Origin of the sequence: Acinetobacter sp. IK40 (assembly GCF_035615075.1) — a bacterium.
GTDB classification, from domain to species: Bacteria; Pseudomonadota; Gammaproteobacteria; order Pseudomonadales; family Moraxellaceae; genus Acinetobacter; species Acinetobacter courvalinii.
In genome coordinates this window covers 346501-365508 of the sequence record NZ_JANBOE010000001.1, presented here as the reverse complement: position 1 = coordinate 365508, position 19008 = coordinate 346501, and the positions used below count along the sequence as shown (strand labels likewise).

Annotated in this window: 19 protein-coding genes; 13 read left to right on the top strand and 6 right to left on the bottom strand. The window is 42.3% G+C overall.

Features of this window, described 5'->3' with window-relative positions:
- Positions 1–70: 70 nt before the first annotated feature.
- From queE to MSG93_RS01780, 7 genes are all read left to right on the top strand, one after another.
- Positions 71–781, top strand: a complete 711-nt coding sequence (gene queE, locus MSG93_RS01810) for a 7-carboxy-7-deazaguanine synthase QueE (RefSeq protein ID WP_324619412.1) — start codon at positions 71–73, stop codon at positions 779–781.
- 74 nt (positions 782–855) lie between these two features.
- A complete protein-coding gene (gene queC, locus MSG93_RS01805) occupies positions 856–1524 on the top strand; it encodes a 7-cyano-7-deazaguanine synthase QueC (RefSeq protein WP_199949367.1) in 669 nt (222 codons plus the stop codon).
- 32 nt (positions 1525–1556) lie between these two features.
- Positions 1557–1979 (top strand): hypothetical protein, encoded by a 423-nt coding sequence (locus MSG93_RS01800; RefSeq protein WP_005229494.1) that lies wholly within the window; start codon positions 1557–1559, stop codon positions 1977–1979.
- Positions 1980–2073: 94 nt separating this feature from the next.
- Positions 2074–2760 carry a diphthine--ammonia ligase gene (locus MSG93_RS01795; RefSeq protein ID WP_324619410.1) on the top strand — a complete coding sequence of 229 codons (687 nt, stop codon included), beginning with the start codon at positions 2074–2076 and terminating at the stop codon, positions 2758–2760.
- A 19-nt stretch (positions 2761–2779) separates the two neighbouring features.
- Positions 2780–3241: a peroxiredoxin gene (locus MSG93_RS01790; protein WP_324619408.1), complete on the top strand. Its 462-nt coding sequence runs from the start codon at positions 2780–2782 to the stop codon at positions 3239–3241.
- A gap of 115 nt (positions 3242–3356) precedes the next feature.
- On the top strand, positions 3357–3923 hold the full coding sequence (locus MSG93_RS01785) for a CAP domain-containing protein (RefSeq protein ID WP_324619406.1): 567 nt from the start codon (positions 3357–3359) through the stop codon (positions 3921–3923).
- Between the two features lie 12 nt (positions 3924–3935).
- On the top strand, positions 3936–4298 hold the full coding sequence (locus MSG93_RS01780) for a glyoxalase superfamily protein (protein WP_324619404.1): 363 nt from the start codon (positions 3936–3938) through the stop codon (positions 4296–4298).
- A gap of 13 nt (positions 4299–4311) precedes the next feature.
- Here the strand turns inward: MSG93_RS01780 and MSG93_RS01775 are convergent, their stop codons facing one another.
- Positions 4312–4884: a nicotinate-nicotinamide nucleotide adenylyltransferase gene (locus tag MSG93_RS01775; RefSeq protein ID WP_324620645.1), complete on the bottom strand. Its 573-nt coding sequence runs from the start codon at positions 4882–4884 to the stop codon at positions 4312–4314.
- 107 nt (positions 4885–4991) lie between these two features.
- Between MSG93_RS01775 and MSG93_RS01770 the strand changes: the two genes are divergently transcribed.
- Together MSG93_RS01770 and MSG93_RS01765 are read left to right on the top strand one after the other, a co-directional pair.
- Positions 4992–5792, top strand: coding sequence for an enoyl-CoA hydratase-related protein (locus tag MSG93_RS01770; RefSeq protein ID WP_005229485.1), 801 nt, complete (start codon positions 4992–4994; stop codon positions 5790–5792).
- Positions 5793–5920: 128 nt separating this feature from the next.
- The gene (locus MSG93_RS01765; protein WP_324619401.1) at positions 5921–7063 is read left to right on the top strand and encodes a glycerate kinase; all 1143 of its coding nucleotides are present in this window, start codon (positions 5921–5923) and stop codon (positions 7061–7063) included.
- Between the two features lie 6 nt (positions 7064–7069).
- Here MSG93_RS01765 and MSG93_RS01760 read toward each other — a convergent pair whose 3' ends face one another.
- The 5 genes from MSG93_RS01760 to purL form a co-directional block, all read right to left on the bottom strand.
- Positions 7070–7384, bottom strand: a complete 315-nt coding sequence (locus MSG93_RS01760) for an NGG1p interacting factor NIF3 (RefSeq protein ID WP_324619399.1) — start codon at positions 7382–7384, stop codon at positions 7070–7072.
- Between the two features lie 62 nt (positions 7385–7446).
- Positions 7447–7578 (bottom strand): KGW motif small protein, encoded by a 132-nt coding sequence (locus MSG93_RS01755; protein ID WP_262754516.1) that lies wholly within the window; start codon positions 7576–7578, stop codon positions 7447–7449.
- A gap of 123 nt (positions 7579–7701) precedes the next feature.
- Complete coding sequence (locus MSG93_RS01750) at positions 7702–8241, bottom strand: hypothetical protein (RefSeq protein WP_202740090.1); 540 nt, start codon at positions 8239–8241, stop codon at positions 7702–7704.
- Between the two features lie 50 nt (positions 8242–8291).
- Entirely contained in the window at positions 8292–9506 is a 1215-nt protein-coding gene (locus tag MSG93_RS01745) for a multidrug effflux MFS transporter (RefSeq protein ID WP_324619394.1), read from the bottom strand.
- A 74-nt stretch (positions 9507–9580) separates the two neighbouring features.
- Positions 9581–13411 (bottom strand): phosphoribosylformylglycinamidine synthase, encoded by a 3831-nt coding sequence (gene purL / locus MSG93_RS01740; protein ID WP_324619392.1) that lies wholly within the window; start codon positions 13409–13411, stop codon positions 9581–9583.
- Positions 13412–13951: 540 nt separating this feature from the next.
- Between purL and MSG93_RS01735 the strand changes: the two genes are divergently transcribed.
- The 4 genes from MSG93_RS01735 (at position 13952) to ruvA (ending at position 19006) form a co-directional block, all read left to right on the top strand.
- The gene (locus MSG93_RS01735; protein WP_324619390.1) at positions 13952–16120 is read left to right on the top strand and encodes a hypothetical protein; all 2169 of its coding nucleotides are present in this window, start codon (positions 13952–13954) and stop codon (positions 16118–16120) included.
- Between the two features lie 257 nt (positions 16121–16377).
- The gene (locus tag MSG93_RS01730) at positions 16378–17718 is read left to right on the top strand and encodes a deoxyguanosinetriphosphate triphosphohydrolase (RefSeq protein ID WP_005229461.1); all 1341 of its coding nucleotides are present in this window, start codon (positions 16378–16380) and stop codon (positions 17716–17718) included.
- Positions 17718–18392 carry a hypothetical protein gene (locus MSG93_RS01725; RefSeq protein ID WP_324619387.1) on the top strand — a complete coding sequence of 225 codons (675 nt, stop codon included), beginning with the start codon at positions 17718–17720 and terminating at the stop codon, positions 18390–18392. Before MSG93_RS01730 ends, MSG93_RS01725 begins: the two co-directional genes overlap by 1 nt.
- A gap of 8 nt (positions 18393–18400) precedes the next feature.
- A complete protein-coding gene (ruvA, locus tag MSG93_RS01720; RefSeq protein ID WP_005284596.1) occupies positions 18401–19006 on the top strand; it encodes a Holliday junction branch migration protein RuvA in 606 nt (201 codons plus the stop codon).
- Positions 19007–19008 lie beyond the last annotated feature (2 nt).

The window sequence follows — 19008 nt, the reverse complement described above, 5'->3', positions numbered from 1 at the left end:
TCATGGTCGTAGAGATTTTGTTTTTTATGTAGCATGCTGCTTGTGTGGCACCTGTCTGTGGTAACTATTTATGGCTTCCTTACGTTCTTCTGCAATTCCTGTCTCTGATCCTGCGGCTGGTTTACGCATTACGGAGATCTTTTACTCTTTGCAAGGCGAAGCGAATACCTTTGGTCTACCGACGGTGTTTATTCGCTTAACAGGCTGTCCGTTACGTTGCAGTTATTGTGATACCACCTATTCTTTTGAAGGTGGTGAGCGTTTATCGCTGGAACAGATTATCGAAACCGCAAGCCAGCATAAAACACCTTATATTTGTGTCACAGGTGGCGAACCGCTTGCACAACCAAACTGTCTGATCCTGTTACAACGCCTTTGTGATCTTGGTTTTCAGATTTCTCTTGAAACCAGTGGCGCTTTGGATGTTTCCAAGGTTGACCCACGTGTTTCCAAAGTGCTGGATTTAAAAACACCCACCTCGAAAGAAGATCACCGTAATTTGTTCAGCAATCTTGACCATCTCACCCCACATGACCAGATTAAATTTGTGATCTGTAATCGTGAAGATTATGAATGGTCAAAACAACAGCTGGAACAGTTCCAATTGCAAGACAAAGTGAGTACGGTTTGGTTCTCACCTGCTTTTGCAGTGGAAAAAGGTGCAGTTGCCCTGCCAGCATTGGCACGCGACTTGGCCCAATGGATTTTAGAAGACCATCTCCCTGTTCGTTTCCAGCTACAGTTGCACAAACTGTTATGGAATGATGAATCCGGTCGTTAAAAGCTTATGAAAACCATATCTCCCATAGAAATGGTTTCCTCAAATTTATTTTAGGTTGAATAATGGAAAATAATATGCGTTCTCGTGCCATCGTATTATTGTCTGGCGGCTTAGACTCAACAACGTGTCTGGCCTGGGCACAGGCAAATTATGAATGTATCGCCTTAAGCTTTATGTACGGTCAACGTTCAACCACTGAACTTGATGCAGCAAAAGCACTCGCTCAACGTGCAGGCGTTGAACACCGTATCATTAATATTGATTTAGGCAATTTAGGCGGTTCCGCGCTTACAGATCATAACATTGAAGTCCCAGAACAATTACAAGAAGGGATTCCTGTAACTTATGTTCCAGCACGTAACACAATTTTCTTGTCTTATGCCCTTGCTGCGGCAGAGGTTTTTGACGCTGCTGCCATCGTGATTGGTATCAATGCTGTTGATTATTCAGGATATCCAGATTGTCGACCTGAATTTATTGACGCTTTTGCCAATCTTGCGCATTTAGCAACCAAAGCGGGCGTTGAAGGAAAACCCCTTAAAATAGAAACACCTTTGTTACATTTATCCAAAGCGAATATTATACGCTTAGGCATCGAACATGGCGTAGACTACAGTCAAACGGTATCCTGCTATCAGGCAGATGCTCAAGGACGTGCATGTGGCAAATGCGACAGTTGTCGTTTACGTCAACAAGGTTTTATCGAAGCAGGTATTGCGGATCCTACGCGTTACGCTGAATAATCGATATTAGGGTAAAAAATTAGGTACATTATATGAAGTTTTCTAAATCAAATCTTATTCTTTCTACAATGATGTCAGCTGCTGCACTTTTTGCGACAGCAACTCACGCAGCTGATAATCCATTACAAACTGCGTATAAAAGTACCAATGTAAAAGCAGCATTGGTCAACGTATGTAAAGACCAGACTGCAAAAGGCGGCAAATTAACTGCTGCTGAAGTCAGCAAGTTCTGTGGTTGCCAAATTGATGCTCAAGGTAAAGTAACTGAAGCGCAAAAATGGGAAATCCAGAGCGCAATCAATGCCAAGAAAAGCCCAAGCTCTTTAGGTTTTGTGCAACAGCAAAATAAAGACCTACAAGCATGTTTAGGTGCACCACTTGTCAGCAAGTTAGAAAAACTGACTGAAGAAGCAATGAAAGCTGCTCAACAACAGCAACAGGCTCCAAAAAAATAAGCCTGTAAGCTTGAAAACAAAGCCTGCATTTATGCGGGCTTTTTTATTGGGCTTTGTTAAAATTCCCTCTATCTAGAATCAGTTGAATAACACCATGCAAGATCAATGGAAAACCAATGCCGAACAACGACAGTCGATCGTCTCGTTCAGTGGCGGCAAAGATAGTTCCCTCGCCTTATACCATGCCATGCAAACAGGCACTGTGATTGGGCTCATTGTCATGCTGGAAGACCAAGGTCAGCGTTCTCGTTCCCATGCGATGCCGCTGGAGATTATCCGGGCACAAGCAGACGCGGTTGCTTTACCCGTGTTTATGACCTCTTCCAGTTGGGCTGATTATGAAACAAAGTTCATTGCCCTGCTCGATCAAGCCAAACAACATGGTGCAGAAGTGCTGGTTACCGGTGATCTGGATATGCCTGAGCATGGTTGCTGGCATGACCGGGTGACCCAGCAAGTGGGGCTAAAACTGGGCATGCCGCTCTGGTTACGCCCTCACCGTGAGGTGGTCGAAGAATTTATTCAGCTGGGGTTTAAAAGTGTCATCGTCACCATCAATCTGAAACTGGGTATGCAAGTTGAAGATCTGGGTAAGATTTTAACCTTGGACTACATCCAAGAATTGGAAGATCGTGGCATTGATCCATGTGGTGAAGGCGGTGAATTCCACACCACCGTGATTGATGGACCAATTTTTAACAAAGCTATTCCTGTACGTCACGGCGATATTGTTTATCATGAAGAATATGCTTTTTTACCGCTTGAGCTTGAGCAAAACTAATTTTATCGAAGGATGAACAATGTCTGAGAATATTCAATTACCAAATCATGTATTCCCAACCACACAAGGTGAAATCAATCTGGCCGAGACTGGCAGTGAATGGTTGGTGCTCTATTTCTATCCTAAAGATTCAACACCAGGTTGTACCACTCAAGCAGTAGGCTTTTCTTGCTTGAAAGATCAGTTTGATGCCTTAAACTGCCAGATTATTGGGGTATCTCGTGATTCAGTTAAAGCACATCAGAACTTTACCGAAAAGCAATCGCTCAGTATTGATTTAATCAGTGATAAAGAAGAAGTGCTGTGTAAACATTTCGACGTGATTAAAGAAAAAAATATGTATGGCAAACAAGTCATGGGCATCGAACGCTCAACCTTTATTTTCCATAACCAGCAGTTAGTGAAAAACTATCGCAAAGTCAAAGCGGCTGGACATGCTGAACAAGTATTAGAAGACTTAAAAGCCCTGCAAACAGCTTAAGACGATTCTATAAAAAAGCGGATTCCATATCCGCTTTTTTTATTCAGGCAAATTGCTGTTCACTTGCTGCTTAGCGTATGATAAGGACATTAAAAATAATTAAAAGATACTGAAAATGAATCCTCTAAAACCACTTTCTAGCCTTAGCTGTCTCATGTTCTTATCCGCTTGTAGTACAAGTACACCTGCAACATCTCAACAACAGTCCTTTAGTGTCGCACAAATCAATCAGCCGACCGCCTCAATACGCTGTCAGGATATACAAAACCCTGCCTATCAGCAGGCTATTCTGAATGCAATCAATGAAATTCGACAGCATCCACAGCAATGTGGTGGTCAGCATTTCCCTGCCGTAGCTCCCTTAAAATGGAGTCATGCTTTATCCCAAAGTGCGTTTGCGCATGCACAGGATATGGCTCAACACAGTATGCTCGGACACACCAGCAGCACAGGTCAGGATTTTAGAAACCGCTTAAAGACACAATTTAAAGGCCACGGCGGTGGGGAAAATGTGGCACGTGGACAAAATAGCTTGAATGAAGTGATGGCAACATGGCTGGCCAGTCCGGTGCATTGTCGCAATTTGATGCATCCAAAATTTACAGACTATGCGATCGCCTGTACAGTTGATCAATCCGCGAAGCAAAAAACGTATTGGACTCAACAATTTGGTGTTCGATAAAAAGGAATAAACATGCAATCTGGCTCAATTACCCCCATTCTGCGTATTTTTGATGTGGAACTCGCCCAATCATTTTATCTGGACTATTTGGGCTTTCAACTCGACTGGCAACATACTTTTGGGGATAACTTCCCACTTTATCTACAGATTTCCAGAGAGGATTGCATCATTCATTTAACAGAACATTTTGGAGATGCTAGCCCGCACAGTGCCATTCGTATTTACTGGGAAAATCTTAGTTTGCTTCATGCGGAACTGGATGCAAAAGACTATAAATTTGCCAAGCCTCAAGCGCAGAAAACCGATTGGGAAACCTTGGAGCTGAGTATAAGCGATCCATTTTCAAATCGAATTATTTTTTGGGAAGATGCCTAGTCTCCCCAAGCGATCAAGCTCCATCAATATTGGAACGATCATTATCCTTAAATTTTTGCTGTAATTTCGGATAAACGGCCGATTGCTGAAAGTCATTTAAAAACTGAATGGTGCCTTCTGGGAAAAACTCGGTTTGAATCTCCCCACGATAATAGGCTTCACGCATGGGCGTTGCTGAAATTGAATCTTTCAAACTCTCCAGTTCCACCATCTGCCACTCAGGAAATAAACGTAAATAATAGGAAGATTCATCCTTAAAATGACCAATCAGACCGACTTTTGCATCCGGTTGAATGATCCCATTGACCAAATCTTTGACCTGCTTGACCCATTTTTCATCGTTATACACATCAACTACATGCACAAAATGAATGCGCTTTTGATCTTGTTCAGAAAAGTTCGACAAGATCATTTTCTCACGCTCAACCGCCAGAAAAGGATTCTTGATATTCCGTTCCGATTGAGCCGAACCTAAAGCCAAGATCACGTTTTGACTTTGTTGTAACGCAATTTCAATGGTTTGCATATGTGCCAGATGAAATGGCTGGAAGCGTCCAATAAAAACGAGATAGTCAAATGTGTACATAGGCTTAATTTCACTTTTTTGTGAACTCATCAGTTGTGCCATTCTGGTAAATATGCGACATAATGAGTGCACTTAACAACAATCTGGATTAAAGCAAGGATAGTACGATGACACTTAGCTGTATTCAACAACCTCATCAACATTTGCAAGCAAATTTAGAAGATGGCGTACTCACCTTAGCCATTAACCGTTCAGAAGCAAAAAATGCACTCTATGGTGAACTTTACCTGTGGATCGCAAAAGCTTTGGATGAAGCCGATGCGGATAAAGACGTTCGTGTGGTGATCTTCCGTGGTGCAGAACAAGACTTTACTGCGGGTAATGACATGAAAGACTTTATGGGCTTTATTCAAAAGCCGCATGAAGGTAAAGCGGGCGACCAACCGCCATTTGTGTTATTAAAAGCAGCTGCCCGTTTTTCAAAACCGCTAATCATTGCAGTCAAAGGGGTTGCAATTGGTATTGGGGTGACGATTTTATTACATGCCGATCTGGTGTTTGCAGACAATACGGCCCTGTTCCAGATTCCATTTGTCAGCCTTGGATTATCTCCGGAAGGTGCAGCTAGCCGTTTACTGGTCAAACAGGCAGGTTACCAGAAAGCAGCCGAGTTATTATTCACGGCGAAGAAATTTGATGCAGCAACGGCGGTAAAAGCCAATCTGGTCAATGATGTGGTTGAAGATGTCTATGCCACTGCACAGCAAACTGCGCAACATTTAGCTGCGCTGCCATTGGCGTCGATCAAACAAACTAAAGCACTGATGAAACAGGACTTGGCTGAAATCATTCAGTGTGTTGATGATGAAGCTGAAATTTTTATGCAACGTGTACGTTCTCCTGAAATGATGGAAGCGGTACAAGCCTTTATGCAAAAACGTAAGCCTGATTTTTCTCAGTTTAATTAATCACGGTCCAAATCATTTAAACAAACCACTTAACCCCAAAAGTTAAGTGGTTTTTTATTTTTTCCAATCTGGATATTTACGGGCAGACCATCTAAGCTCGACTCAGATCAAAACTAAATTTTAAAACTATGAAAGTCGTCATTGCGCCTGATTCATTTAAGGACAGCCTATCTGCACACGGTATTGCTCAGGCGATTGCTTTAGGTTGGCAACAAGTCTTTCCTGATGCAGAAATCATTCAATGCCCTATGGCGGATGGCGGTGAAGGCTCTATCGAGGCTGTATTGGAAGTTTGTTCAGGTCAATGGCGAGAGCAAAGAGTACAAGGCCCACTTGGTGAATCGGTACTGGCAAAATGGGGCTGGTTAGAGGCTGAAAAGATCGCCATCATTGAAATGGCACAAGCCAGTGGTATCCAGTTGCTAAAGCCTTCACAACGTAATGCCTGTATCAGCAGTACTTTTGGTACAGGTGAACTGATCCTGGCTGCTTTGGATGCCGGTGCTAAGGAAATTATTCTGACAATTGGCGGTAGCGCAACCAATGATGCAGGTACAGGGTTACTCCATGCATTAGGTGCCAGATTTCTGGATGCAGATCATCAAGTCTTGCCTGTTGGTGGTCTTGCTCTGCAAAACCTGGTACAGATCGATCTGGAAAATTTTGATTCACGAATTCAACAGACTAAATTTTTATTGGCCGCTGATGTCACCAATCCACTTTGCGGAGTAAACGGCGCTTCACATATTTTCGGGCCACAAAAAGGCGCTTCACCTCAACAAGTGTTGGCCTTAGATCAAGCCCTCTCCCGTTTTGCCGATGTTACGACTCAATACTTTGGCCTTGATCAACGTCATGAGGCTGGTTCGGGAGCTGCGGGTGGCTTGGGTTTTGCGGCTAAAACATTCTTAAAGGCCGAGTTTAGACCAGGTATCGAAGTCATTGCAGAACTAAATCAACTTGCCGATAAAATTCAGGGGGCGGATTGGGTGATTACTGGCGAAGGAAAGTTTGATAAACAAACCTTAAATGGCAAAACCCCATTCGGTGTGGCCAAAATAGCAAAAGCTGCCAATATCCCTGTGATTGTGATTGCAGGAACACTTGGGCAAAACTATCAAGCTTTATACGAACATGGCATTACCGCTGCCTTTTCTTTAACTTCCGGCCCAAGCACGCTAGAACAAGCCTGTCAAAATGCAGCAGAGTTGATCCGCGCACGCACAACCGATATCGCCCGATTAATTCAAAGCACGATGCCTGGTAAATAATAAAGCTTATTGAATATCTAAAATCTGGATAAACTCAAAGGCCGGTTCTTCATAGGGATGGCTTGCCTTTAAAGCTTTTGCCACCGCACTGGCCTTCTCTTCTGCAACAATGGTTTCAACTCGCCATTCGTCGAGCTGCTCTAACTCATCCAGTTGTCCTAAGAATGGATTGGCACCTTTAACGGGCTTAAATTGCCCGATGCCTTTGACTTGCCAAGCACAGTGTTCATAGTTTCCAACACCACCTGCCCCGGCATCAAAAATCGCTTGTTTGGTCACTTCCAGATGAGATTCAGGTACGTAATAAATCAGTTTTAACATCGTAAAATGGCTCAAATTGAAATCAATCTGGCTTCAATCATAACGGTATAAGTGCTAAACAATCAAAGTGGAAGATTAATCATGAGATAACTCACGACGATAAATAGCAGTTGAATAATTACAGTTAAGCCAAACCAAAACCAGCCTTTGTCTTTTGAATAGCTTGTTCTTAAATAGTTTTCATTTTTCATCATGCGGTTCTCGTCTATGTTATTCATTGTGAAAATATAAGAAGCAAGAATTGAGCCACTGAAATGAACTAAACATCCAATACAAAGATAAATTTCCCACAACCACTGATAAGGTATAGTTTCTTACTATGGACTAAATAAAATATCAGTATCTGTTAGTGATTTTATAGGTCGTGTTAAAGGAAAATGAATACTCCCCATCATGTGATGGCTTTCTATTGATAATGAATCTATGTAATTACGTTGTTCTATCCACAACGCATGTGACATGCAGAATCCATCACTATATCGCATGAAACTCCTACCATACGAATCAATTAGTTTCACTCTAACTTGAAAATAATCACCAAATAAAGTTTCTGGCAATATTTTATGATCTTTATCAAAAGCAATTTTTATTGTTGCCTCAGTTAAATCTCCTCTCTTTTTCTTATGAATAGCTAAATACTTATCAAAATAGTCCGAAAATTTAATATTAACTTGCGTCAAGAACTCATCATTTCCAAAGCAGTCCTGATCTATGAGATTAAATGTTAAGAAGGATTGATCTAAAGACTGGCAATAAGTGTATAAAACACCTATACCCCAAAAATCTTCATAATCATGATAACGATTAATAAATTTGTCTAACAATACTGTTGCTGTATCTAGAAGTCTTTTTTTCATTTTCCCAACACTACTAGTCTAGAGTAAAGACTTACACCATTATTAATCACTTAATGACCTATAACCCTAGAATTTTTCAACTGTCTTTTCTCATACATTGTCATCGCAAATGCCAAACCACACAAAATCACAAAACCACTAGTCATTGGAATCAAAGTACCGTTATACAGCTGCCCAATGATCGAAGCGAGTATTAAAGACAGTACAGATGAAGATGCCCCTATAATCGCCGAAGCCATACCTGCGACATGCCCCATCGGTTCCATGGCAATCGCATTGAGATTTCCAAACAACGTACCAAACAATAAAAACAGAATGCAGGCATACAACATAAACATCCAGAATGAAACGGTTACACCTGCAAGTTGGATGATCAAAAATACCAATGAAATTAAACACAGGCCAAGAAAGCCATAAATACAAATCGGACGCATCCCAAACTTCATCACAATTCTAGAATTGGTAAAAGACGCAATCCCCATCACACCTGCCAATAAAGCAAAGTAGGCACTGAATTCCTGCCCTGTTTTACCGAATTGCTGCATAAAAATTTGTTGTGAAGTGCCCAGGTAGCCAATAAAACCGCCAAAACAGAAACCTGCACAGAGCAGATAACTCATGGTGGTTTTATTGCTCACCACTTCTTTAAAGCCATCCTTAAAAGCTTGTACCCGCATTGGCAGACGATTCTCAGGCACTAAGGTCTCTTCCAAGCGCAAAGCAACCCATGCTCCCACAACCGTGGCATAGACCATATACAATACAAAAATATCGCGCCAGCCAAAGAAATGAATAATCAGTTGTCCCAAACTCGGCGCAATCGCAGGTGCGACCATAAACACCATCATAATCAGAGACATGATGCGTGCCATTTGTGCGCCGCTATATTTATCCCGCACAATCGAAATCGAAGCGACATAAGGTCCAGAAACACCGACACCCTGAATAAAACGACCCAGCAAAAACCATTCAAAACTTTGCGTGGAATAGCACAACAAGCTTCCTAAAAAGTAAATCACGATGCCTGTAAATAAAATCCGTTTCCGTCCAATCGCATCGGACAATGGTCCTGCTATCAATTGACCAATGGTCATGCCTGAAAAAATGCTAATAATCACCCATTGGGCCTGATTGCTATTTTGCAGGATAAAAACACGACCAATTTCACCCAATGCAGGTAAAACCGCATCAATTGAAAATGAGACGATGGACATCAGTAATGCCATCAATAGTGCAAATTCATGGAAATGGATTTTTGATTTCATTTTTCTTGTCCATTGATGATTATTGTATTTGGAATTAAATAAGCCACCTGACGGTGGCTTATGGCATGGATTGATTAACCAATAAATTTACGTGCGTTACGGAACATACGTAACCAGGCACCATCTTCAGCCCAGTCTTCTGGCTTCCAAGAATGCTGTAAAGCACGGAAGTTACGCTCTGGATGCGGCATCATTACCGTTGCGCGACCATCTTTAGAGGTTAAGCCTGTAATTGCTTCAGGTGAACCATTCGGGTTCAACGGATAATGTTGAGTTGGATTACCCAAGCTATCTACATAACGCAAGATCACTTGGTTCTCAGCATTTAAAGCAGCAATTTGCTGTTCAGTTGCAACCAGACGACCTTCACCATGCGCAACCGCGATTGGTAAAATCGAACCTTGCATATCTTCAAGCAATACCGACACCGATTTTTCTACGCGAACGTTCACGGCACGTGCTTCAAATACTTCTGAGGTATTACGGTGGAAACGGCCCCAATGCTCTGCACCCGGAATCAGTGGTGCAAGTTGCGACATCATTTGACAGCCATTACATACGCCTAAGCTGAAGGTGCTCTCACGATGGAAGAACTGCTCAAACTGGTCACGTAACTTGGCATTGAACAAGACTGATTTTGCCCAGCCACCGCCAGCGCCCATGACATCACCGTATGAGAAGCCACCACATGCCACTAAACCTTCAAAATCGCTCAAGCTGACACGACCGGCAAGCAAGTCACTCATGTGTACATCAATCGTATTGAAGCCAACTTTGTCAAATGCAGCCGCCATTTCAACATGACCGTTGACACCTTGCTCACGCAAGATTGCCATGTTTGGACGACGTGTATTGATAAACGGCGCTTCAACAGGTTCATTCAAATCATAAGTCGCTTGTGCAATCAAACCTTTATGATTTTTATCTGCAATCAATGCAAATTCTTGATCAGCCGTTTCTACGTTGTCACGTAAGCGTTGGATCTGATGCGATACTTCTGCCCATGCTTGTTGCAATTCAGCACGCTCAAGCGTTAAACCATTGACCGCCAATTGATCCGTAGTATTCACACGACCGACAACTGCAATGGCATCTTTCAGGCTAGATGCTGCAACTTCAACTTCTAACTGTGCCCAATCCGCCGCTGTGATTTGCAGCACCGCACCAATTTCTTCAGCAAACAAGCTTTCAGTACTTTGATTTTCTAAAGCGACACCCAAGCGTGAAGCAAACATCATTTCAGCAACAGTCGCGAGTAAACCACCATCACCGATGTCATGATAAGCCTTGATCACACCACGATTGTTCCAGTCCTGAATCAGGGCAAAGAATGCTTTGAAGTCATCAAAACTATCGACATCAGGTGTCACTGAACCAATGGCTTTATACACCTGCGCAAGGATCGAACCACCTAGGCGGAACTGGCCTTTAGATAGGTCAATACGCACCAGTACTGAATCTTCTAAATTTTTAAGTTCAGGTGTTAAAGTTTTACGTACATCCAATACAGGTGCAAATGCAGTAATGACACCCGACATTGGCGAAGTCACGGCTTTCTCTTCACCATCGTTCCACGTCGTACGCATTGAAAGTGAATCTTTACCGACTGGAATTGCGATGCCTAAAGCAGGACACATTTCCATACCAATCGCTTTCACACCTTCAAACAAGGCTTGGTCTTCACCTTTTTGACCCGCCGCTGCCATCCAGTTCGCAGAAAGTTTGATATCGCTGATTTGTTCGATGTTGGCACACGCAATGTTGGTAATCGCTTCCGCAACTGCTAAACGTGCAGATGCAGCCGGATTCAACAACGCGACTGGTGGACGTTCACCCATTGCCATTGCTTCACCAGTGAAACCTTGCAAACTTGTGGTGGTAACTGCTGCATCGGCAACAGGTACCTGCCAGCGACCCACCATCTGGTCACGTGCAACCATACCGGTAATCGAACGGTCACCGATGGTGATCAGGAACGATTTAGATGCAACGGTTGGATTTTTCAAGACGCGGAAAATCGCATCTTTTAAATCAACTTTTGCAGCATCAAAGTCATTGCCAGTACGTTCAATCGTTTCATAGGCACGTTGCATACGAGGCGTACCGCCCAACATCACTTGCATTGGAATGTCGACCGCATTGTTGTCAAACAATGGATCTTCAACGGTTAAATGACGTGCTTCAGTCGCTTCACCCAATACTGCAAACGGGCAACGCTCACGTGCACAGATTTCTTCAAACTGTTCTAAAGACTCTGGACGAATCGCAAGTACATAACGCTCTTGTGCTTCGTTTGACCAGATTTCCATCGGGCTCATACCTGGCTCTAAAGATGGAATCTTACGAAGATTCAATACCGCACCTAACTCGTGATCATTCACCAGCTCAGGCATAGCATTGGAGAGACCGCCCGCACCCACGTCATGTACAGACACGATCGGGTTGAAATCTTCCAAGCGCCAGCAAGTATCAATCACTTCTTGGCAACGGCGTTCCATTTCCGGGTTTTCACGTTGTACAGAAGCAAAGTCTAAGCTCTCGCCCATGGTACCGCTGTCTACAGAAGATGCCGCGCCACCACCAAGACCAATCAACATGGCAGGACCGCCCAATACAATGAGCAAGTCACCCGGTTGAATCGCATCTTTTTCAACATGATCAGGACGGATATTGCCGTAACCACCAGCGATCATGATTGGCTTATGGAAGCCTTTCACTTCACCATTCACATTTTGTTCGAAAGTACGGAAATAACCATTTAATGCAGGACGACCGAATTCGTTGTTAAACGCAGCACCACCCAATGGACCTTCAATCATGATTTGTAATGGCGATGCCATACGTGAAGGTTTGCCGTAGTTATCTTCCCACGGTTGTTCAAAACCAGGAATATTCAAGTTTGAAACGGTAAAGCCCGTTAAGCCTGCTTTTGGTTTACCGCCACGACCAGTTGCACCTTCGTCACGGATTTCACCGCCCGAACCTGTTGCAGCACCTGCAAATGGTGCAATTGCAGTAGGATGGTTGTGTGTTTCAACTTTCATTAAGATATGAGCCGCTTGACTCTTATATTTATAAACGAAGTGACCATTTTCATCCGCTTTCGGATAAAAACGCATGGTGTCATAACCCACGATCACAGACGCGTTATCTTTATATGCCGATAACACATCGGTTGGCGATTCTTTATAGGTATTCTTGATCATCTGGAACAAGGACAATGGTTGTTTCTCACCATCAATTGTCCATTCTGAACCAAAGATTTTATGACGACAGTGTTCAGAGTTCGCTTGAGCAAACATCATTAATTCGATGTCGTTTGGATTACGACCCAGCTTGGTAAAAGCTTCGGTAAGGTAATCAATTTCCTGCTCAGATAAAGCAAAGCCAAACTCATTGTTGGCTTTGACTAATGCTTCTTTGCCTTGACCCAAGATGTCAATTGAGTTTAACGGCTTCGGTGCGGTTTCCGAGAATAATGCTTTTGCATCATCAATATGAGCAAAAACGCTTTCTGTCATACGGTCATGTAAGGCCAGTTTCACTTCGTTTGAAATCTCTTTCACCCCTTTCAAGGTAAATAAAAGACCACGTTCCAAACGGTGAACCGGGGTATTACAGTTTTTGAAAATATCTGTTGCTTTAGATGACCACGGCGAGATTGTCCCGACACGCGGTGTCACTAAAATCTGGATTTCATCACTTGCAGCTTGGCGAAGTTCGAAAGATTGACCATCGTTTAAAAGTTGTAATGCCGATTGATGTTGCTGCTCGTTGAGCGCTTGATCAAACAAATAAACCCACTGGCTGTCAAAAGATTGAACAGAACTCATTGACGTTAATCGGTTTAAGAGTTGAGCTTTCTTGAAAGAAGAATGTGCTGATGCACCGGCCACGATAAACATGTTGACTTTGGCTCCACGGGCGGGTCTAACGAACCTACCACAATGTGACTTATAAGAGAGCGCATATTCTACTGTGAAAGGCGCTTTTCAGCTAGCCATATCCATCTTAAAAATCAGAGTTTTCTGCTTCAAATGACTTAATTTATTGTAGCTTTATCCATTTTACTTTATTCGTAACAATTCATTTACTGCAAGGGACAAAATATCGGTGCATTCCAAATTTGGTTTCCTGATCCGGCAGCAAATACCACACACCCAGTCAAGCCGACCATAAAACGACTTTTCTATACGCTGATGCGCCGGTCTATCTCAGCAGAGATCATAACAAGCTCAGCCACTCGATAAATACGGTAGAATGGGTGCATCACTTAAACCTACACCAGTGCCCATCTCCTGTTTATCTCAATAGTTAAGCTTTAATTTTCTCAGCTCTATTTGCCATAACCCGGATCAGATCAATAGCTTGATAGTAACTTGCCTGAAAAAATATATAATACAGACCTGTCTTCCTAACAACTTAGAACGGCCTAGAGAGCTTCAATGAATAAGCAAATAATCGAGCAACTATTTAAACAAAAGAAAATTTCCCAATGTATTGAAGCTGCTGAAGAATATTTAACAGAACATCCCAACGACCTGGATACCCTCAAGACCATGCTGGACTATCTGTTTGAGCATGAAACTTCTTTGGAAAGTACAACTCAACCTGTCTCCTTACTGAATAGTGAACATGCAGATCAATATAAAGCGCTGATACAACGCCTTTATCAGCAGGAAAATGAGAAAGAAGCAGCCCTGCGTTATTATTTATTGCTCGCCAAACAACAGAAGGATGTAAACGATTTCTTAAAATATGATGCTGAATATACTGAGCTTTATCAACAGCACTATGCTCATAACCGTGAATGCCGCGATATCATGATTTCACAGCTCTGGCTCGACAAAGTGTATTTTTTAGCATCACAACAACATCCTGACTTAATCACGCAAATCGAAAATGGTATTGATCTGCTCTCTGTTGAAGATGAAACCGAGTATTTGCATTTGGCAGAAATTGCGTATGAGCATCAAGAAATCACGCTGGCGCAAAAAATATTATTAAAACTGATCAAAGGATTAAATTACCAACCAGAAGTCCCAACCGGACTAGTCCGCTGGTATCACCGCTTTGAAGAGCTGATTAACAACGGTTATGAGCATCCGGAAGTGCGCTATTACCAAATCATTATTGAACGGAACTATTATGAACAACTCAATAAGACAGAATCTGCCTATTATCAACGCAGTTTAGCCACTATTGAAAAATATCCAGATGAGGCTGCTGCTTTGCATTTTGCTGGAACTTATCTGTATGAAAACGAACAATATCAGCAAGCATTTACTTATCTGGAAAAAGCCCAAGCCTTAAAACCGGATGTTGTGACCTGGCGTAGATGGCTGGAATCAAAATATCTGCTGCAACAATCCATCACTCTGGATGTGCCGGTATTCAGCACGGCCCTGCCCAGAGATCTCTATGCTGCAGGGGTGAGTCTGAACGAGTTTTATGAGGAAAATTACGATTTCGATGATCAGATCACATCCGAGCTGACTCATTTAAATTGTGAAATTTATCGTCAGTCTTATCACGCCTTTAAACAGTACTATGAGCAGAATAAATACCCAAGCGACTATCACGGTAATTACCATTATTTTGCGATGTGTTGTAATAACTATGCCATCAAGCTGATCAGAACCGGACACTATGATCAGGCAGCTGCTATTGCTACAGAAGGATTAAATTACTCCGAGTTTATGGAATTACATTTTACCCGAATCTGGGCTTATAAAGAGGCGCAAAATTACCAAGACATGGAGCATGCCTTAGCAGAATATTTTGAAAAATATGATGAAAGCTGTGTGCCATTTACTGAACATCAAATTCGGGTGGCAGAGTATGTGGCCTGCCAAGCAAAATTAGGCAAAATCGACAATATTCAGGAAGAAGCTGAAAAAGTCCTGTTTCAGCTATATCAATATGCTGCTAAGAAACCTCATCTGCATGATGAAGATTATCGCAACCTACAGGTGGCAGAATGTGCCGTAGAGAATCTGATTTATGAACTGTATGAAGATCAGGATGCATTGATTCGCAAAGACTATTATGAAAGTGTTACTACGCGCTTCCCTCTCGCGTCTCAACCCCATTATGTGTTAATGCAGGTCTATAATGAGTTAGAGGATTATGAAAATATAAATGCATCCGCTTATCGCTATTTAAAGTTGAAACGCAGTTTTATGATGGCACAACAGGACTGGGACAAGACGATTTACCTGATCATTAAAAGTTACTGCTTACTTGAACAACATGAGCAAGCAATCCAGTTTTATCAGCATCATGCAGCCAGAATAGAGCAGGAATTTGATCCAGAAGATTTTCCTTCGCTCAATCAATACCTGATGAAAAGCTTTCTCAGATTGGGTGATTTTGCAATGGTACATCAGTTGGCTGAACAGTCTCGAATGATTTATAAACAGCAAGCCTGGGCCTATAATGACCTTATGGAATATATCTATCTGCTTGAAGCTGAAGCATACTATAACAGCGGTCAGATCAAACAGGCGCACCAACATCTGGATCATATCCTGTCATATAGCGACCATATCCCTATTGCTGCGCACTACAAGAAGTCATGGAAAAAACCGGGCTTCTTCTCCAGATTTTTTTAAGCTCAATTAAATGACATTGGTCAGACTTATCTATAGGTTTTTATTTAATGTATGAATAAGTCAGATCTTTTGTCTGACTTGCTAGGACGTTTCGCGATAAGCCTGCTGCTTGTGGGCTGTTTATTGTGCAGGATAGAAGTCGCTTCGATAGCCTTAAGCCCCTAAAACAAGCAGCAAGACAATTTATGTCGCCCTACTCTAGTGCTTTAATCTTTTTTTTGGCATGATGAAACTGAATTCATAGTGAATAATGATAAATGGAACAAATGCGTTGGTTAGAATTGCTTTCTGCAATTCGTTTAGGCAGTAAAAAAAGCAGTACCGAATTGGCTCGAAGCCCATTCCATAAAGATTATGACAGAATTATATTTTCCCAAAGCTTTCGCCAACTGAATAGAAAAACCCAGGTTCACCCGCTTACACAACACGATGGTATTCATACCCGCCTTACTCACTCACTGGAAGTGTCTTGTATCGGCCGCTCACTCGGCATGCTTGCCGCTGAAAAAATTAAAGATGAATTACCAATGTGGATCTCACCTGCCGATGTCGGGGCGATCATTCAGGCGGCTTGTCTGGCCCATGATATTGGCAATCCACCCTTTGGTCATGCGGGTGAATATGCCATCCGTGAATGGTTTGATGATGCCTCACATCGAGACTTCCTCACCAAACTGACACCCGAAGAACAAGCCGATGTACGCCAATTCGAGGGCAATGCCCAAGGACTTCGCCTGCTTAGCCGGATTGATTATCATCCAGATGATGGCGGAATGCGCCTGACCTGTGCCACGCTAGGCGCCTATTTAAAATATCCATGGCTATCCAAAACTATTGAAGAACAAGGTGATACGCCTTCCCATCAACGGGCAAAATTTGGCTGCTATCAGTCTGAAAAAGAAATTTTAAAACAACTGGCTGAACAGCTTGGCCTGATTCAACTCGGTGAATATCATTATTGCCGTCATCCCCTGACCTATTTATTAGAAGCTGCTGATGACATGTGTTATGCGCTGATTGATCTGGAAGATGGCATTATTCTGAATATGTTGAACTATGCCGAAGTTGAGCCGATTTTTCTGAACCTGATTGCCGATTACGGTTATCCCGAGGAACTCCATTTACCGCATACCACTTGGCAACAAAAAATTGCGGCTCTACGTGGTCGTGTCATGAAGCGTTTGGTCGATGAAGTCACCACTGCTTTTGCCAAGCATCACTTTGAAATTCTGACAGGCCAGCTCAAAGGTAGCCTGTTACAATATTGTTCGCCGGATATTGAAGCCGGTATTCAAACCGCCAAGAATCTTGCCAGAGACCGTATCTTTGAACATCCTCAAAAATCCGGTTTAGAAATTATTGCACATCAAAGTTTGCAAACCATTCTGGATGCCTTTATTCCCCTGACCATGCCACATAAGGCACTCAGCTTTAAAGAGCAGCGATTGATGTCAATTTTGCAACATTCAGGCGTAAATCTGCAAAACAACCATTATAATAATATTATGCAAGTTCTTGATATTATTAGCAAGTTCTCAGATCATCAGGCTTATAGTCTGGCGCAAGAGTTGCAAGGCAATAAGATAGGCTTTTTTTAGTGAAGCGATTTCTTGATGACGGGAAGACTTGGGGTACTTTTGCGAAGTATCCTGTTTTAGTGGTATGTCCATTTTGTCAGAATAAAGCTCAGGTCTTTCAACAAGAATTACCTGATCAGCCTAAAAAAAGCCATGTTTTTAGTTGTATATTCTGCTGTAAAACTTTTGATCAAGACCAGCAGCAACAAAAAAACTTAGGCTATTTTGACGAGATCAACGTAGAAATTAATCAAACCTGTACTTGTAAACGTGGGAAATATTACTTTTCCCACTCTTATGCTCGGCCCAGTACTCTTCCCCCGTTTATAAAACTGAATTGTACTTTCTGCCAAAAAGAGCAAGTGTATAATTCCCCTTATCCGTTATGGACCTATAAAATCCCGAGAAAGTCAGGGTTTGAAATCAATAAAGATCCTTTCTTTGGTTATCGGCTGTATCTCACCACAGAAACCAGGCATGGTCTTATTTTCGTGTATAACGTGGAACAGTTAAATGATTTGAAGGCTTATATCTCTGCTGAGCTCAGACAGAGAAGCTCTACCAACAAGAATAAAACTTACTTAAGCCGATTGCCTGCCTGGATAAAATCCGCACGAAATCGCAAAGAAATCCTGAAAGCTATTTTGCGTTTAGAACAAATGGCTACTACTATTCAACCATTAACAAATAAGTGAAAGATTCAATGATCGGATGTTTGATTGGCGAAGTGTTTGCCCTGGAAGCCCCAACCGTATTACTCAATGTAAATGGTGTAGGTTATGAAATTGACACACCACTTTCGACATTTTGCCAATTACAAAAAGGACAAAAAGTTACTTTATGGACCCATTTAGTGGTCCGTGAAGATGCTCAGCAACTATATGGTTTTAGCGATGCTCAGGAAAAAACCATTTTCCGTACACTCCTCAAAGTGAACGGTGTAGGGCCTAAAATGGCACTCGGTATTCTTTCAACCTTGAGTGTTGAATTACTGATACATACCATTGAACATGATGATGTGAATACCCTGATTAAAGTTCCGGGTGTAGGTAAAAAAACTGCTGAACGCTTAATGATTGAATTACGTGACCGCTTTAAAGCATTGGCTCATCCTGCAGGTGGCTCAAGCAATGCTGCGGCAACGCAAATCCAGTTCATGTCAAATTCACCTGTTGCCGAAGCCGAAGCCGCATTACAATCACTCGGTTATAAGCCGGCTGAAGCACAAAAAGCCGTTGCAGCCGTCAAAGCAGATTATACTGAGTCAGCCGACATTATCCGTGCTGCGCTTAAATCCATGATGAAGTAATA

Bases quoted from the DNA above. Each gene is read 5' to 3' on its own strand.
- queE (WP_324619412.1), top strand. From the start codon at position 71: ATGGCTTCCTTACGTTCTTCTGCAATTCCTGTCTCTGATCCTGCGGCT.
- queC (WP_199949367.1), top strand. From the start codon at position 856: ATGCGTTCTCGTGCCATCGTATTATTGTCTGGCGGCTTAGACTCAACA.
- MSG93_RS01800 (WP_005229494.1), top strand. From the start codon at position 1,557: ATGAAGTTTTCTAAATCAAATCTTATTCTTTCTACAATGATGTCAGCT.
- MSG93_RS01795 (WP_324619410.1), top strand. From the start codon at position 2,074: ATGCAAGATCAATGGAAAACCAATGCCGAACAACGACAGTCGATCGTC.
- MSG93_RS01790 (WP_324619408.1), top strand. From the start codon at position 2,780: ATGTCTGAGAATATTCAATTACCAAATCATGTATTCCCAACCACACAA.
- MSG93_RS01785 (WP_324619406.1), top strand. From the start codon at position 3,357: ATGAATCCTCTAAAACCACTTTCTAGCCTTAGCTGTCTCATGTTCTTA.
- MSG93_RS01780 (WP_324619404.1), top strand. From the start codon at position 3,936: ATGCAATCTGGCTCAATTACCCCCATTCTGCGTATTTTTGATGTGGAA.
- MSG93_RS01775 (WP_324620645.1), bottom strand. From the start codon at position 4,884: ATGTACACATTTGACTATCTCGTTTTTATTGGACGCTTCCAGCCATTT.
- MSG93_RS01770 (WP_005229485.1), top strand. From the start codon at position 4,992: ATGACACTTAGCTGTATTCAACAACCTCATCAACATTTGCAAGCAAAT.
- MSG93_RS01765 (WP_324619401.1), top strand. From the start codon at position 5,921: ATGAAAGTCGTCATTGCGCCTGATTCATTTAAGGACAGCCTATCTGCA.
- MSG93_RS01760 (WP_324619399.1), bottom strand. From the start codon at position 7,384: ATGTTAAAACTGATTTATTACGTACCTGAATCTCATCTGGAAGTGACC.
- MSG93_RS01755 (WP_262754516.1), bottom strand. From the start codon at position 7,578: ATGATGAAAAATGAAAACTATTTAAGAACAAGCTATTCAAAAGACAAA.
- MSG93_RS01750 (WP_202740090.1), bottom strand. From the start codon at position 8,241: ATGAAAAAAAGACTTCTAGATACAGCAACAGTATTGTTAGACAAATTT.
- MSG93_RS01745 (WP_324619394.1), bottom strand. From the start codon at position 9,506: ATGAAATCAAAAATCCATTTCCATGAATTTGCACTATTGATGGCATTA.
- purL (WP_324619392.1), bottom strand. From the start codon at position 13,411: ATGTTTATCGTGGCCGGTGCATCAGCACATTCTTCTTTCAAGAAAGCT.
- MSG93_RS01735 (WP_324619390.1), top strand. From the start codon at position 13,952: ATGAATAAGCAAATAATCGAGCAACTATTTAAACAAAAGAAAATTTCC.
- MSG93_RS01730 (WP_005229461.1), top strand. From the start codon at position 16,378: ATGGAACAAATGCGTTGGTTAGAATTGCTTTCTGCAATTCGTTTAGGC.
- ruvA (WP_005284596.1), top strand. From the start codon at position 18,401: ATGATCGGATGTTTGATTGGCGAAGTGTTTGCCCTGGAAGCCCCAACC.